This window comes from Streptomyces triticagri, assembly GCF_003429565.1.
GTDB classification, from domain to species: domain Bacteria; phylum Actinomycetota; class Actinomycetes; order Streptomycetales; family Streptomycetaceae; genus Streptomyces; species Streptomyces triticagri.
Genome location: NZ_QUAK01000042.1, coordinates 16,863 through 31,754 on the forward strand (window position 1 = coordinate 16,863; position 14,892 = coordinate 31,754).

Annotated in this window: 10 protein-coding genes; 5 read left to right on the forward strand and 5 right to left on the reverse strand. The window is 70.8% G+C overall.

The features are described 5' to 3' along the window. Positions 1 to 128: 128 nt before the first annotated feature. Positions 129 to 3,977, reverse strand: a complete 3,849-nt coding sequence (locus DY218_RS08480) for a glycoside hydrolase domain-containing protein (RefSeq protein ID WP_128555304.1) — start codon at positions 3,975 to 3,977, stop codon at positions 129 to 131. Between the two features lie 430 nt (positions 3,978 to 4,407). Between DY218_RS08480 and DY218_RS08485 the strand changes: the two genes are divergently transcribed. From DY218_RS08485 to DY218_RS08500, 4 genes are all read left to right on the forward strand, one after another. Continuing rightward, complete coding sequence (locus DY218_RS08485) at positions 4,408 to 5,787, forward strand: sugar porter family MFS transporter (RefSeq protein ID WP_128555305.1); 1,380 nt, start codon at positions 4,408 to 4,410, stop codon at positions 5,785 to 5,787. 104 nt (positions 5,788 to 5,891) lie between these two features. Beyond that, on the forward strand, positions 5,892 to 7,607 hold the full coding sequence (locus tag DY218_RS08490; RefSeq protein WP_128555306.1) for a class I mannose-6-phosphate isomerase: 1,716 nt from the start codon (positions 5,892 to 5,894) through the stop codon (positions 7,605 to 7,607). Continuing rightward, positions 7,607 to 8,557 (forward strand): ROK family protein, encoded by a 951-nt coding sequence (locus DY218_RS08495; protein WP_233521436.1) that lies wholly within the window; start codon positions 7,607 to 7,609, stop codon positions 8,555 to 8,557. Before DY218_RS08490 ends, DY218_RS08495 begins: the two co-directional genes overlap by 1 nt. Positions 8,558 to 8,662: 105 nt before the next feature. Then, positions 8,663 to 9,646, forward strand: coding sequence for a LacI family DNA-binding transcriptional regulator (locus DY218_RS08500; RefSeq protein ID WP_128555307.1), 984 nt, complete (start codon positions 8,663 to 8,665; stop codon positions 9,644 to 9,646). Between the two features lie 510 nt (positions 9,647 to 10,156). Here the strand turns inward: DY218_RS08500 and DY218_RS08505 are convergent. The 3 genes from DY218_RS08505 to DY218_RS08515 form a co-directional block, all read right to left on the reverse strand. Continuing rightward, positions 10,157 to 11,794: a DEAD/DEAH box helicase gene (locus DY218_RS08505; RefSeq protein WP_128555308.1), complete on the reverse strand. Its 1,638-nt coding sequence runs from the start codon at positions 11,792 to 11,794 to the stop codon at positions 10,157 to 10,159. 144 nt (positions 11,795 to 11,938) lie between these two features. After that, on the reverse strand, positions 11,939 to 12,142 hold the full coding sequence (locus DY218_RS08510; protein ID WP_005318814.1) for a cold-shock protein: 204 nt from the start codon (positions 12,140 to 12,142) through the stop codon (positions 11,939 to 11,941). Positions 12,143 to 12,337: 195 nt separating this feature from the next. After that, the gene (locus DY218_RS08515) at positions 12,338 to 12,952 is read right to left on the reverse strand and encodes a TetR/AcrR family transcriptional regulator (RefSeq protein WP_128555309.1); all 615 of its coding nucleotides are present in this window, start codon (positions 12,950 to 12,952) and stop codon (positions 12,338 to 12,340) included. Between the two features lie 128 nt (positions 12,953 to 13,080). Here DY218_RS08515 and DY218_RS08520 point away from each other — a divergent pair, with 128 nt between their 5' ends. Continuing rightward, positions 13,081 to 13,989, forward strand: a complete 909-nt coding sequence (locus DY218_RS08520) for a chitosanase (RefSeq protein WP_128555310.1) — start codon at positions 13,081 to 13,083, stop codon at positions 13,987 to 13,989. Positions 13,990 to 14,027: 38 nt separating this feature from the next. Here the strand turns inward: DY218_RS08520 and DY218_RS08525 are convergent, their stop codons facing one another. Continuing rightward, complete coding sequence (locus tag DY218_RS08525) at positions 14,028 to 14,882, reverse strand: carbohydrate ABC transporter permease (RefSeq protein ID WP_128555325.1); 855 nt, start codon at positions 14,880 to 14,882, stop codon at positions 14,028 to 14,030. Between the last annotated feature and the right edge of the window lie 10 nt (positions 14,883 to 14,892).

The window sequence follows — 14,892 nt, forward strand, 5'->3', positions numbered from 1 at the left end:
TCCATCCGAATCGATCGTTTCGATCGCAACGTACGAAAGCGGCGGGCCCGGGGCACTTCAGCCCCGAACCCGCCGCTCCGACTCCTCTACTCGGTAACGCCGGTCACTCGCTGACGCCGGTCACGCGGTCACTCGGGCCGCACGGGATCGCTCTCGGCGCTCGGCGCCCCGCGCCCCGCCAGGCTCTCGGCGGTGACGGTGAAGGTGTACGAGGCGCCGGCGGTGAGCCCCTTCACCTCCGCCTTCCTGGCCGATCCGCCCACCCGTGCCGGGTCGAGCGGCTCTCCGTCCCGGTACGGCGTGACCAGGTAACCGGTCACAGGAGCCCCACCGTTGAAGTCCGGCGCCTTCCACTCGACGGTGGCGCTGCCCCGACCGGCCGTGGCCTCGACCGCGGTGGGCGCCTCGGGCACCGATGGCACCGCGTCGACCTGGAACTCACCAAGGCCGGTATTGGGCCCCGTGCCGTCCGTCGCCCGGAAGCGCACCCAGTCGAAGGACTTCATCGGGAACTTCACCGTCTTCGGGCCCTTGGCGGGCAGATCGTCCACGGTCACCTCGCTGCCGTCGGAGAAGGTGAGCACGCCGCTGCCCGCGTTGTCCCGCGTCTTGCGGTCGGTGAGGACGATCCGGTCCGCCTTGACCTTCTCGGGCCAGTCCAGCTGGACCCACGGGTTCAGTTCGCCCTTCGACGCCCAGTCCGCACCGGCCTCCGGGCCCTTGCCGGCACAGCTGTCATGGACGTTCTTCGCCGGGTAGTCGTCGTCGTACTCGGACGAGGCGGTGGCCTTCACACCCGGCCGACAGGCCGCGTTGCCACGCAACTTGTCCCGGTCGAGGCCGATGTCCACCAGCTGTGAAGCGGTGGCGTCGCCGCTGTCCGCGGAGGTCGCGGTGACCCGTACCTCGCCGTCGCGGTGATTGATGGTCAGGGTGCCGTCGAGACCGATCTCGGCCTTCTTCGTCGGCGAACCGTCGGGTTCCGTGACCGACCAGAACACCTCCTTGAAGGTGGCGTCCTCGGGCGCGACCTTCGCCTTGAACTGCGTGTCCCCGTAGGGCTCGTCGACCTTCTCGGGACCACTCACCGAGATGTCCTGCACGAAGGTCGACTTGCGTCCCTCGGACTTCGACTCGGAGGGCGGCAGCTGCTCGGTGCCCCATTCCTTGTTCGGCTCGTCGCCCATCCACAGCTCGAGCGTGCCGCCGTCGGCGAGCTGATCGTGCCGGAACCAGGCCTTGTCCAGGCGCTTGCCGTCCAGCTTCGCGCGCTGGATGTACTGGTTCTCGGCCGAGTTGCCGTGCGTGACGATGCGGAACTGCTTGCCCTTGTTGTAGCGGGGGTCGAGCTTGATGGTGATCTCGTCGAAGACCGGCGAGGTGATGTCGTAGACGGGCTTCTGCAGGCCGGCGCCGGTGACCTCGAAGAGCCCCATGCCCATCAGGGCGCTCAGCGCGCCCATCTGCCCCTGGTCCTCGTCGAAGTGGCCGTATCCGTCGTCGGTGGCGGTGGAGCCGTACGTCTTCTCCTTGACCTGCCGCACCCAGTGCTGGGTCAGCCAGGGCTTGCCGACGTAGTTGAACAGATGGGCCATCTCGAGGCCGGGCTGATTGCCGTACGAGACGTGGCCGGCTCCGTACTCGGCGATGAAGTCGTCCTTCTCGGCCGCGGTGAACGCGTAGTTGAGCTTGTCCGCGTAGGCCGTCTCGCCGCCCATCCGGTTGGCGAGCCCCATCACGTCGTGGGTGGTGAACCAGGTGGCCTGCCAGGAGTTCGCTTCGACGAAGTCGTCCTCGGCCAGCGGGTCGAAGGGCGTGCGCCACTCACCGTCCGCGTCGCGCGGGCGGATGAAGCCGGTGTCGTCGTCGTAGAGGTTGCGCCAGTTCCGCGAGCGGTCCGACAGGTACTTCTCGGTGTCGGTGTCGTCCCAGGCCTCGAACTCGTTGAGGCCCACGTCCTTGCCCTCGCCACCGGTGGCGGTGAACTTCACCGAGGTGACCTTGCGCCGGTCGAAGCGGACCCTCTTGTCCGAGCCGTCGGCCGGGATGTCGTCGACCCTCACGCGGGAGCCGTCACTGAACTCCAGTGTTCCGGAGCGGACGTTGCTGTCCTTGTCCGCCCGGTCGCTGAGCACCACCTGGTGCAGGGTGCGCGGCTTGTCCCAGGTCAGCTCGATCGAGGGGGTCTTCTCGCCGTCCGAAGCCCACTCGACGTCGGTGGGCGCGCGCTGCGGCCGGCCGTCGATCGCACGGGCCGCGGTGTGCTGCTTGTCCAGCTCCGATGAGGCCTCGGCCTTCGCGTACTGGGTGGCGTTGATGCCACGCTTGCCGAGGCTGCCGGCGAACCGGGCGAGCGAGAAGTCCTGGTTCGCGTACTCCAGGGTCTGGCCGGCGCCCTGGTCGGTGGTGCCGTCGGGCACATAGCCGAGGTCGAGGTACTCGCGATTGCCGCCGGTGCCCCAGTTCTTGTAGTCGAACCAGGCCTTGTCGTAGAGCCCGCCCATCGACTGTGCGTCCATCATCGCCTCGTAGGCCAGGTCGGTGTCGAAGTCGCGGATGCCCTTGTTGTACGCGCCCGTGATGAACGAGGTGATGGGTGAACCGCTCATCACCATCGAGTAGTTGCCCGCGACCGGGCCTCTGGGCAGCAGCCCGCCGTCCTTGTACATCTGCAGCTGCGACTTGACCAGACTGCTGTAGATCTCCGGATACGCGAGTCCGAGCACGCTGTTGAGATTCCACTGGGTCAGCCAGAGCGCGTCGTAGTTGTACATCGCGAACTCGGGTTTCCCGTCCCGGCCGGTGGGGATCCGGCCGACGCGGTCACGGCCCCAGGTGTTGTCCAGGTATGCGCCGTCGGCGTCGCTGATCATGCTGCGGCCGCACAGGACGTGGAAGAGGTCGGTGTAGAACTTCTCCTGTTGCTTCGCGGAGCCGCCGCCGACGTCGATACGGCCGAGCATCTCGTTCCACTGCTGCTGGGCGTCGGCCTTGACCGCGTCGAAGTCCCAGCCGGGCAGCTCGGATTCGAGGTTCTTCTTCGCTCCTTCGGCGCCGGTGAGGGACAGGCCGACCTTCATCTGCACCTGCTCGCCCTTTTTGAGGTCGTCGTAACGGACATAGGCGCCCGCGTCCTTGCCCTCGACCTCCTCGACGGGCTTGCCGTCATCGGTGAGCTCGCCGTCGGACCAGCCGCGCATCGAGTCGAAGGGCTTGTCGAAGCGGATGTCGAAGTACAGCTTGACCTTGTGGTCGGGGTCGTCCGACGGGAAGCCCTCGCCGTACTGGAGCACATGGCCGGCGATCCCGCGGTCGCTGCTGCGGGTGACATGCGCGCGCTCCATGATCGCCTCGCCGAGGTGGCCGCCGAGGTTGACCAGGATGTCGCTGCGGCCGCCCTCGGCGTACGTGTACCGGTGCAGGCCGACGCGGTCGGTGGAGGTGAGTTCCGCGTCCACGTCGTACCGGTCCAGGTGGAGCTTGTGGTAACCGGGCTCCACCACCTCGCCGTTGTCGTGGTCGACATGCGACTGCCAGCCCTTGTCCCCCTCGAGCTTGGGCACGTCACTGCCGGTGGTGGGCATCGCCTGCACGCCGGAGAGCCGCCAGTCGTGCAGGTGGCTGAAGCCCTTGACCTGGTTCTCGTTGTGCCGGTAGCCGGTGTCGCGGGAGGAGTGGGTGCTGGTGTCCGGGCGCAGCTTGACCATCCCGAACGGTCTGCTCGCCGACTGGAAGAAGAAGTAGCGGGCGATGTCGGACTCCACCCACGGGTTGACCTTGTCCACATAGTCGCCTGAGCCGTCCTGGGCCCGGGCGGCGGCCTCTGCGGGTGCGGCGTCGGGTGCCGCCGCGGCTGCGGACGCACTCGCGCCGGTCGCCGCGCCCAGGACGAGCAGCAGCACGCTGAGCAGGACGGTCAGGTGGCGGGCGGCGGTCCCTGGTCGAGTGGTTCGCCCGGTTCTGGGGCGACCTGGCATGGCAGTCTCCTGACACTGGGAGTTATCGTTACCATCAATTCCGCGACCAGGAGCCTCCCGCGCTCGACGGAGCCATGTCAATGACATCGACATGACGAGCGGTCGAACAGGCCGGCACATCAGCGGGGGCACAGGTGGCGTGGCGCGACCTCGATCCGACCTCACGCCGAGACCGCAGCCGCGACCCCAACCCCCGTTTTTCCAGCAGCACTTGGCCTCCAGCGGCACGGACGAGCCGAGCACCCACCAGCGGCGCACTCCCGCCGAGGCCGCACTCGCCGCCACCCCCGACCTCTCTCCGCCCCGCCCGCGTACCGGCCCGGGACCTCGAAGAACCCTGCCGCACACCCGTTGACGGCTCCGCAACACCCAGCTAACTTCCGTGTGAACGTTAACCCACCCACGTCCCCACCCCATCCCGGAGGCCGCCGTGTCCCAGGCAGCGATACCCGACGCGAGAAGCGTGGGCAGGTCCACGAAACGGATCTACTTCTTCGGCGCCCTCGGTGGCCTGCTCTTCGGCTACGACACCGGAGTCATCGCCGGCGCCCTGCTCTACATCCGCGACGAACTGGGCCTCACGCCGCTCGCCGAGGGCTTCGTCGTCAGCTCGCTCCTGGTGGGCGCGATGGCCGGGGCGACCGCCGCGGGCCGGCTCGCCGACTCCCTCGGCCGCCGCCGCGTCGGCATGGCCGCGGCCGTCGCCTTCAGCGTGGGCGCACTCGCCGCCGGCCTCGCCCCGAACGTCATCCTGCTCGTCGCCGCCCGCGTACTGCTCGGCCTCGGCGTGGGCGCGGCCTCGGTGGTCGTTCCGCTCTACCTCTCCGAGATGGCCTCGACCCACATCCGCGGCGCCGTGTCCTCCCTCAACCAGCTGATGATCACCGTCGGCATCTTCGTCGCCTACGTCACCAACTCGCTGCTCGCCGGCGCCGAGGCCTGGCGCTGGATGCTGGGCCTCGCCATCGTGCCCTCGATCGTGATGCTCGCGGGCCTGATCGTGATGCCCGAAACACCGCGCTGGCTCCTTCGCAACGGCCGCGAGGCCGAAGCCCGCGAGGTCCTCGCCCGCACCCGCGGCGCAGACCGCGTCGACGCCGAACTGGCCGAGATCCAACAGGTGGAAGCCGCCTCGAAGGAACAGGCCGGCCTGCGCGAGGTGTTCGCACCCTGGCTGCGCCCGGCCCTCGTGGTCGGCATCGGCCTCGCCGTACTCAACCAGGTCGTCGGCATCAACACGATCATCTACTACGCACCCACGACACTCACCAACGTCGGCTTCAGCGACTCCGCCGCGATCTACGCCAACACCGGCATCGGCGCGATCAACATGCTGATGACCCTGGTCGCGATCTGGCTGATCGACAAGGTCGGCCGCAAGCGACTGCTCCTGACCGGCGCTGTGTGCATGTGCACCAGCCTCACCGTCCTGGCCGCGACCTCCCTCCTGCTGCCGGAACCGGACGGGATGGGCCTGGTCGGCCTGATCACCCTGGCCTGCCTCGCCGCCTTCATCATCAGCTTCTCCGCCTCCTGGGGAGCGGTCTGCTGGGTCGTCATCAGCGAGGTCTTCCCGCTGCACGTACGCGGCGCCGCGGTCGGCTTCTGCACCATGCTGCTCTGGGCCGCCAACTTCATCGTCTCCCTGAGCTTCCCCGTCCTGCTCGACGCCGTCGGCATCGGCTGGCTCTTCCTCGGCTTCGCCGCCATCTGCGCGTACGCCAACTTCTTCACCCGCCGCTTCGTCGTCGAGACCAAGGGACGCAGCCTCGAGGACATCGAACTCGACCTGCGCGCCCGGGCGAGCTGACCCTTGCGGGGCGCCCCGCCGTCATACGGACCGCCTTGACGGCGGGCGCCCCCCGCACCGTAGAGTTAACGATAACATTCACAGTTACGACCCCGGAGAGTGCCGTGACCCGCTCCTACCAGCACAATCCCCGCTATCAGGCCGTCGGCGGGACGGTCGCACGCGGGTGGGAGACCGCCGTCGCGACCCTGCCCGCCGGCCCGGCCGTCCTGGCCCTGGACGGCCCGGCCGCGCTCGACTGGAGCGCCGTGCGCAGCGCACTGTCCGATGCCCTCGCCGCGCGTGAACTCGCCTGCCGTGTCCTGGACTTGAGGGACCACGAGGCCGACTGGGACACGGTCCTGCGCCGCACCGGCGACGGTCACGGGGCCGACCCGCACTACCTCCCCCTGGCCCGCGCCTCGCTCGCCGAGGTGTACGAGTCGCTGCCGGCGGTCGAGGCCACCGACGAGGGCCTGCTCGTCGTGCTCGGCCCGGGCGCCGCCCTGGTCCCGCACGATCTGCTCTGGTACGCGGACCTGCCCAAGCGGTACGCCGAGGCGGCCGTCGCCGCGGGCGACCCGGCCCTCGGCGTGAACCTCGGCCGGCACGGCGCACCCGGCGAGCTGCGCCGCCTCTTCTACGCGGACTGGCCGATGCTGGACGCGCACCGCGACGCGCACGCCGCGCGGATCGACCGGTGGCTGGACCTGCAGGACACCGCCCGCCCCGCCTCGGTCGACGGCGCCACCCTGCGCGCCACGCTCGCCGATCTTGCGCGCGGCCCGGTCCGTACCCGCCCCTGGTTCAACTCCACGCCCTGGGGCGGCCATTGGGCCTCCAGGGAACTCGGTGTGACCCCGCAGAACGGCAACACCGCACTCGGCTACGAGCTGATCGCCCCCGAGGCCGGCGTCCTGGTCGGCGACGGCCCCGAGGCCGAGGTCGAGATCCCCTTCCAGCTCCTGTGCGTGCTCCACCCCGAGGAATTCCTCGGCGCCGAGGTGCACGAGGAGTTCGGCACGTCCTTCCCGATCCGCTTCGACTACCTCGACACCGTGGACGGCGGCAGCCTCTCGCTCCATCTGCACCCGCAGGAGGAGTACATGCGCGAGCACTTCGGCTGGCCGTACACCCAGCACGAGACGTACTACCTGACAGCGAAGAGCGACCCGGACGCCCGTGTGCTCCTCGGTCTGCAGCAGGACGCGGACCTCGAGCTGATGCGCAAGCAGGTGATCGCCGCGATCGACGAGGGCGAGGAGATGGACGTCGAGCGCTTCGTCCAGAGCCACCCGTCCGAGGAGGGCCGGCTCTACCTGATCCCCGCGGGCACCCCGCACGCCTCCGGCATCGGCAATCTGGTCCTGGAGATCAGCGCCACCCCGTACCTGTACTCGCTGCGCTTCTACGACTGGCTCCGCAAGGGCGCGTCCGGCGCTCCGCGGCCGCTGCCGTACGACCACGCCTTCGCCAATCTGGACACCTCCCGGCAGGGCGAGGCGGTGCGCCGCGACCTGATGCAGGAGCCGCGGGTGCTGCGCGAGGGCGCCGGCTGGCGCGAGGAGGTCATCGGGGCGCTGCCCGAGATGTTCTACGAGGTGCACCGCGTGGTGCTCGAACCGGCCTCGGAAGGCGCCGAGTTGGACACCGCGGGCCGCTTCCACATCCTCAACGTCTCCTCCGGTGACGGTGTCGTGATCGAGTGGGGCGACGGGCGCACGCACGATCTGGCCTTCGCCGAGACGCTCACCGTCCCCGCCTCCGTGGGCGCCTACCGTCTGCGCCCGCTCGGCGACCGCCCGGTGCACGTCGTCACGTCCCTCGTCCGGGAGCGCTGATGCAGCCGGAGCCGAACCAGGGCCGACTGCCGTACCCCGTACTGGAGATGGGCGGCACGCACGTCACGGCCGCGCTGGTCGACCTGGCGGCGGGCACGGTGCACGGGGAGCCGGCCCGGGAGTCCTTGTCCCCGCAGGGCTCGGCGGACGAGGTGCTCGGGGGCCTGGCCCGCGCGGCCTCCCGCATCGGGGCACCGCGGGACGCCCGTTGGGGCGTGGCCGTGCCCGGCCCGTTCGCGTACGAGACGGGTGTGGCGCTGTTCGAGGGCGTCGGGAAGTTCGACGCGCTGTACGGCGTGGATGTGGGTGCCGCGCTGCGCGCCCTCATCCGGCCGGAGCCTGCGGCGCTCCGATTCGTCAACGACGCCGACGCGTTCGGGCTCGGCGAGTACGCCGCGGGTGCCGCGGCCGGCCATCAGCGCGCCGTCTGCCTGACGCTGGGCAGCGGGGTCGGCTCCGCCTTCCTGTCCGACGGCATGCCGGTCAACGACGGTCCGGCGGTCCCGCCGGAGGGCAGTACGCACCGGCTCTTCGTGGACGGGCGGCCGCTGGAGGACACGGTGTCGCGCCGGGCGATCCGCGCGGCCTATGCCCGCGCGGCGGGCTGCGGCGGTGACGAGGTGCCCGACGTACGGGCGATCGCCGCACGCGCCCGCGAGGGCGACCGCGTCGCCGGGGACGTACTCGACCATGCCTTCCGCTCGCTCGGCGGTGCCATCGCGCCCTGGCTCGACCGGTTCGCGGCGAGCGTCCTGGTGGTCGGCGGATCGATAGCCGGGTCCTGGGACCGGGTGGCAGGGCCGCTCCGTGAGGGCCTTGCGGACGCCGGGGCACCGGAGGTGCGTCTCGCCCCCGCCGAGCAGCCGGAGCGGGCCCCGCTGCTCGGCGCCGCGCGGTGGGCGGCGCTGGGTTCGGTGGGCCGGGAGCCGGATCCGGCCGTCCGCCTATGATGGGCAGTCCGCGCAGACGGCCAGCGGCTGCCGGAGCTTGAGGGGAGCAGCCACGCAGTGCCCGGGTCAGAAACCGCCGGAGAGCTCCCCCGCCCCACTCCCACCATGCGCGATGTCGCGGCGCGCGCCGGGGTGAGTGCCATGACCGTCTCGCGGGTGCTGAAGGGCAGCGGGCGGGTCGGCGACTCGACGCGGCAGCGCGTCCTGGACGCGGTGAGCGACCTCGGCTACCGGCGCAACGAGACGGCGCGCAATCTGCGGCTCGGCCGGCAGAGCGGACTCGTCGGCCTCGTCGTCACCAATCTGGCCAACCCCTTCTACGCCCAACTGGCCCTGGGCGCCGAGGAGGTGGTCCAGGAGCACGGCCTGCGCCTGGTGCTCGGCAACACGGCGGAGCAGCTGGCCCGCGAGCAGGACCTGGTGCAGGACCTCGTCTCGCGGCGGGCGAACGGTCTGATCGTCGTCCCCTCCGGCTCCGACCAGCAGCACCTCTCCCCCGCGGCGCTCGACAGCACCCCACTGGTGCTCGCCGCGCGCCCGCCGGCGGGCATCGAGGCGGACACGGTGCTCGTCGACGACTTCGGGGGCGCGCGGGCCGCGACGGCGCGCCTGGTGGCGGACGGCCACACGCGGGTCGGTTTCCTCGGCAATCCGCCGACGCTCTTCACGGGGGCCGAGCGGTTCCGCGGCTGGTGGTCCGCGCTCGAGGAGGCCGGCATCCAGCCGCGCGACACATGGGTACGGCGTGGTCCGTACGACGTGGTCACGGCGGAGGCGGCGGCGCGCGAGCTGCTCGACCGGGCGGACGGGCCGACCGCGGTGTTCTGCGCCAACAACCGTCTGACGCTGGGCGCTTGCCGCGCGGTGCGCGGGCTCGGCAGCGCCGCGGCGCTGGGGGGTTTCGACGCGGTGGAGTCCGCCGACCTGCTCGGTGTCCCGCTCACCCTGGCGTCCTACGACCCCGCGGAGATCGGCCGCCGCGCGGCCCGACTCCTGATGGACCGGGTATCGGACGACCCTGGCGCGCGTCCCACGGGCCCGCCGCGACGCACGATCATCCCCACGTCCCTCGCGGAGTTCACGGCGTAGCAGCGGCCGCCGCCGCGCGGGTCGGCTGCCGACCCGCGTCCTACCCGATCGGCGGCGCCCAGCCCGGACGGACGGACAGACGGAGGCAGGCGATCCTCGCTCATCCGGAGCGCGGGGCATCGCGCACGCTTACGCGGCGCCCCCTGCTGCTACGCCGTGAACCCCGGGTGCAGGCGTGACCCTCAGGCGGAGGGCCTCCTCGCTGACCGCAGGCGCCGCGTGACCGGAGACATCGTCCGGTCGGCTCGCCGCACCGGACGATCGGTGGCGGGGCGATCCGCGCGCTTCAGCAGGGTTGGAGGCCTCCGCCTGCCGGGAGCGGGGTGGCTCCGTACACGCGTACCTGGCGCATCCCTGGCGGTACGCGGAGCACGCCGCGGGAGGACGTCCTGTCAGGATCGCCGCGTCCGGTGGTGCGCCTGCGGCAGCCGGCGCCGGACGGGCGTCCGGGGATCCGGGCCCTGCTCGGCGGCGGCGCGCCGCCAGCTCAGGGATGGTCGTGGGCGAGGCTCAGGCCGCTGCCGCCCCCGAGCCCTGACCGCGGTCGCCGCGTCGGCCGCGGCGTGAGGCGCCGGAGCGGGTCTCGGCGGTGTGACCCGAGCGGGACGGGTTCGGGGAGCCGGAGCGGGAGGCGCCGGAGCGCGACGTCCCCGTGCGGGAGCCGCCCGTGCGGGAGCCGCCCGTTCGCGCGGCACCGCTGCGGCCCCCACCGCGCCGGCCCGATCCGGAGCGCCGCGCCGGCGAACCGGTGGGCCCGGTCGACTGAGCCGGCACCTCGAGGACCACCGGTACGCCGGAGGGCTCGCGGGCGCCGGTGATGCGGCTCAGTTCCTCGTCGGACGAACGGACCTGTGCCGTCTGCGGCTTGATGCCGGCGTGCGACATCAGCCGGCTCATCTCGCGCTTCTGCTCGGGCAGGACGAGGGTCACGACGCTGCCGGACTCGCCCGCACGGGCCGTGCGCCCGCCGCGGTGCAGATAGTCCTTGTGGTCGACGGGCGGGTCGACGTTCACCACCAGGTCGAGGTCGTCGACATGGATGCCGCGGGCCGCGACGTTCGTCGCGACGAGGGCGGTGACCTGGCCGTTCTTGAACTGGTCGAGGGTGCGGTTGCGCTGCGGCTGGGAGCGTCCGCCGTGCAGGGCGGCCGCGCGCACGCCCTGGGCGAGCAGCTTCTTGGCGAAGCGGTCGGCGGCGCGCTTGGTGTCGACGAAGAGGATCACCCGGCCGTCGCGGGCGGCGATCCGGGTGGCGACGGCCTTCTTGTCGGTGTCGTCGGCCACGTGCAGGATGTGATGGTCCATGGTCACGACCGCGCCGGCCGAGGGGTCGACGGAGTGCACCACCGGGTCGTCGAGGAACATCCGCACCAGCCGGTCGATGTTCCGGTCGAGCGTGGCCGAGAACAGCATCCGCTGCCCGTCCGCGTCGACCTGCTCGAGCAGCGCGGTGACCTGCGGCATGAAGCCCATGTCGGCCATCTGGTCGGCCTCGTCGAGGACGGTGATGCCGACCTGGCCGAGCTCGCAGTCACCGCGTTCGATCAGGTCCTTGAGGCGTCCCGGGGTCGCCACGACGACCTCCGCGCCGCGGCGCAGCGCGCCTGCCTGCCGGCCGATGGACAGTCCGCCGACGACCGTGGTCAGGCGCAGCCGCAGAGCGTCGGCGTACGGCGTGAGGGCGTCGGTGACCTGCTGGGCGAGCTCGCGGGTGGGGACCAGCACGAGGGCCAGCGGGGCACGGGGCGCCGCGCGGCGTCCGGCGGTACGGGCGAGCAGGGCGAGGCCGAAGGCGAGAGTCTTCCCGGAACCGGTGCGTCCGCGGCCCAGGATGTCGCGTCCCGCAAGGGAGTTGGGCAGGGTCGCGGCCTGGATGGGGAAGGGCTCGGTGACGCCCTGCGCCCCCAGGGTGGTCAGGAGCTCCGCGGGCATGTCGAGGTCGGCGAAGGCGGCGACGGCGGGCAGCGCCGGGGTGACGGTCTCCGGCACGGCGAATTCGGCCTGCGGTGCCGCAGACCGGCGGGCAGGCGCCCGGCGGCCGGCCGCCTGGCCACCGCCCGGCGCACGGCGGCCCTGACCGCCGACCTGCCTCCGGCCGGAATTCTTGGCGGAGTTTCCGGAGCGGACGGGACGTGCGGACCTTGTCATGCGGAATTGCCTTCCTGACCCTGAGGGGATTCCAGGGAAAAATCCCCTGCCCGGGTGGCACGGGGAGCGATCTGGGGACAGCAGCAGCCGGGGCCCGCACCACACGGTGCGGACCCCGGCTGCGGCCTACGCGTCCAAGGGCATTCAGGCCGGGAGGATGTTCTCCGCCTGCGGGCCCTTCTGGCCCTGCGTGACGTCGAACGTCACCTTCTGGCCCTCCTGGAGCTCACGGAAGCCCGAGGTGGCGATGTTGGAGTAGTGGGCGAAGACGTCGGCGCCGCCGCCGTCCTGCTCGATGAAGCCGAAGCCCTTTTCCGAGTTGAACCACTTCACGGTTCCAGTAGCCATTGTTCTCTCCTGATAGGTAAGGGTCCCACCCGGAGAAACGCCGGAAAAACAATAAAAGCGCCTGAGGAGCATTCCCGTCAGGCGCACATAAAGTTCATGGGTACCAAAACTGCAACGTCGGCAACCCTAACACGAACGATCGCCGGCCGCCCGCCCCGGCGATCGTCCCGGCCTCCCGCACGCTCGTTCCCCGCGTCACCGGCCCCGTACCGCGATGCCCTCCAGGACCATCGACAGGTACTGGCGGGCGATCTCCTCGGGGCTGTGCAGTCCGCCGGGCCGGTACCAGGAGGCGGCCACCCACACCGTGTCGCGTACGAAGCGGTAGGTGAGGCGGATGTCCAGGTCGTCCCTGAACACCCCGTCGGCGACGCCGCGTTCCAGGGTGCCGAGCCAGGCCTTCTCGAACTTGACCTGGGAGTCGGCGAGATAGCGGAAGCGCTCGTGCGCGACGAGGTGCTTGGACTCCTTCTGGTAGATGGCGACCGCGGCGCGGTGCCGGTCGATCTCCCGGAAGGACTCGGTGACGAGCGCCTCGATGGTCTCGCGCGGCCCGAGAGCGGCGGCGAGCACGGCGTCGTAGCCCTCCCACAGCTCGTCGAGGAACCCGGAGAGGATCTCGTCGAGCATCGATTCCTTGGAGTCGAAGTGGTAGTAGAGGCTGCCCGCGAGCATCCCGGCCGCGTCCGCGATGCGGCGCACGGTCGTCGCGTTGTACCCCTCGGCGGCGAACACCTCGGCCGCGGTGGCCAGGAGTTGGCGGCGGCGCTCGGGGGCGGGAGTGGCGGGCGTCTTCTTGTTGTTCGGCACGGCACCATTGTCTGCCGTCGCCGGCCCGCCGGGTACGCGGCCCGCCACTGTCACCGACGGGGCACGGATACGAACCTGTATCCGAACGGAGGACGGGCGTCCGCCATCCGCCGTTTACGCTATGCCGCATGAAACGTGCCGGTTGTCTGTTCTTCGCCGTGGCCCCGGTGGCCACCCTCCTTGTCTTCCTGCTCGGTCCCGACAAGGACGACGCCGGTTCCGGGGCGCAGGACGCGCTGGGCGGGAAGCCCTCGAGCAGTCACCCCGCCGACCTCTCGGACGAGGAGGAGCGCGAGCTCGACGAGCGGATCGCCAAGATGCCGGCGGGGCTCGCCGCGCCCAGGCAGAAGGAGCTGGCCCAGCAGATCGTCGCGAGCGCGGAGAACTCCACGCTCGACTGGCGCGGCCAGTACGACTACATCGAGGACATCGGCGACGGGAACGGCTACACGGCCGGCATCATCGGCTTCTGCTCCGGCACCCACGACATGCTGACGCTCGTGGAGCGCTACACGAAGGACCACCCGGACAACGGCCTCGCGAAGTTCCTGCCCGCCCTGCGCGAGGTCGACGGCACCGACTCGCACGAGGGCCTCGGCGAGGCGTTCACCACGGCGTGGGCGAAGGAGGCCGAGCAGCCGGCCTTCCGCAAGGCGCAGATCACCCAGCGCGACCGCGTCTACTTCGACCCCGCGGTACGGATGGCGAAGATGGACGGCCTCGGCACGCTCGGCCAGTTCATCTACTACGACGCGATGGTGCTGCACGGCCCCGGCACGGGTGAGCGGGCCTTCTACGGCATTCGCGAGGCGGCCATGAAGCAGGCGAGGACCAAGGCGGAGGGCGGCAAGGAGGCCGCGTATCTGGACGCCTTCCTGGACGCCCGGCGCGCGGCGATGAAGTCCAGGAAGGCGCACCGCGACACCAGCCGCATCGACACCGCGCAGCGGGTGTTCCTGCGCGAGGGGAACCTGTCCCTGAAGCCGCCGCTGGTCTGGAAGATGTACGGCGAGACGTTCAAGGTGCCGCAGCGCTGAACAGGAAGGGGGCGGTCGCGCGCGACCGCCCCCTTCCGTCAGCCCTTGACCGCTCCCGCGGCGAGGCCGGAGCCGAGGCGGCGGTGGACGACGATGAAGAAGATCATCACGGGCACCGTGATGAGGGTGGAGCTGGCCATCACCGGGCCCCAGCTCGTCGAGTTCTCCCCGAAGAACTGGTAGATGCCCACCGCGGCCGTGTACTTGTCGCTGCCCTTCATGAAGGTGTACGCGAAGACGAACTCGTTCCACGCGGTGATGAAGGCGAAGATGCTGGTGGCCACCAGGCCGGGCGCCACCAGGGGCAGCAGTACGGACCAGAACATCCGCGGCCAGGAGGCGCCGTCGATGTAGGCGGCCTCCTCGACCTCCTTGGGCACCGTCTGCACGAATCCGCGCAGGGTCCAGATCGCGAACGGCAGCGACAGCGCGATGTAGACGACGGTGAGCCCGAGCAGCGAGTTGAGCAGCTCGTAGTCCCGCATCTGCAGGAACAGCGGGATGACCAGGGCCTCCAGCGGGACCATCTGCACAATCAGGACCATGATCAGCACCGAGGTGCGGAAGCGGAACTTGAAGCGGGCCACCGCGATCGCGGCGAACAGCGAGAGCACCGCGGCCGCGAGGATGGTGCCGAAGCCGACGATCACCGAATTCAGCAGATACGTACCGAAGTTGCCCTTGTCGAAGACGGTGGAGAAGTGCTGGAGGCTGAGCCCGCTGGGCAGCAGGTCGGAGCCCCGGGTGACGGCCTTCGGGTCGAGGGCGGTCGACACCATCCAGTACACCGGGAAGAGGGTGAAGACGAGCAGCGCGGCGACCGCGATGCCGATCCCGATGCGACCTCGGGTGCCGCGCCCGCGGTCCTTCGCCCGGGCGGCGGGTGCCGTGATGTCGGGGGTG

Coding starts and splice junctions, on each gene's coding strand:
- DY218_RS08480 (WP_128555304.1), bottom strand. CDS start 3,977: ATGCCAGGTCGCCCCAGAACCGGGCGAACCACTCGACCAGGGACCGCC.
- DY218_RS08495 (WP_233521436.1), top strand. CDS start 7,607: ATGCAGCCGGAGCCGAACCAGGGCCGACTGCCGTACCCCGTACTGGAG.
- DY218_RS08500 (WP_128555307.1), top strand. CDS start 8,663: ATGCGCGATGTCGCGGCGCGCGCCGGGGTGAGTGCCATGACCGTCTCG.
- DY218_RS08505 (WP_128555308.1), bottom strand. CDS start 11,794: ATGACAAGGTCCGCACGTCCCGTCCGCTCCGGAAACTCCGCCAAGAAT.
- DY218_RS08510 (WP_005318814.1), bottom strand. CDS start 12,142: ATGGCTACTGGAACCGTGAAGTGGTTCAACTCGGAAAAGGGCTTCGGC.
- DY218_RS08520 (WP_128555310.1), top strand. CDS start 13,081: ATGAAACGTGCCGGTTGTCTGTTCTTCGCCGTGGCCCCGGTGGCCACC.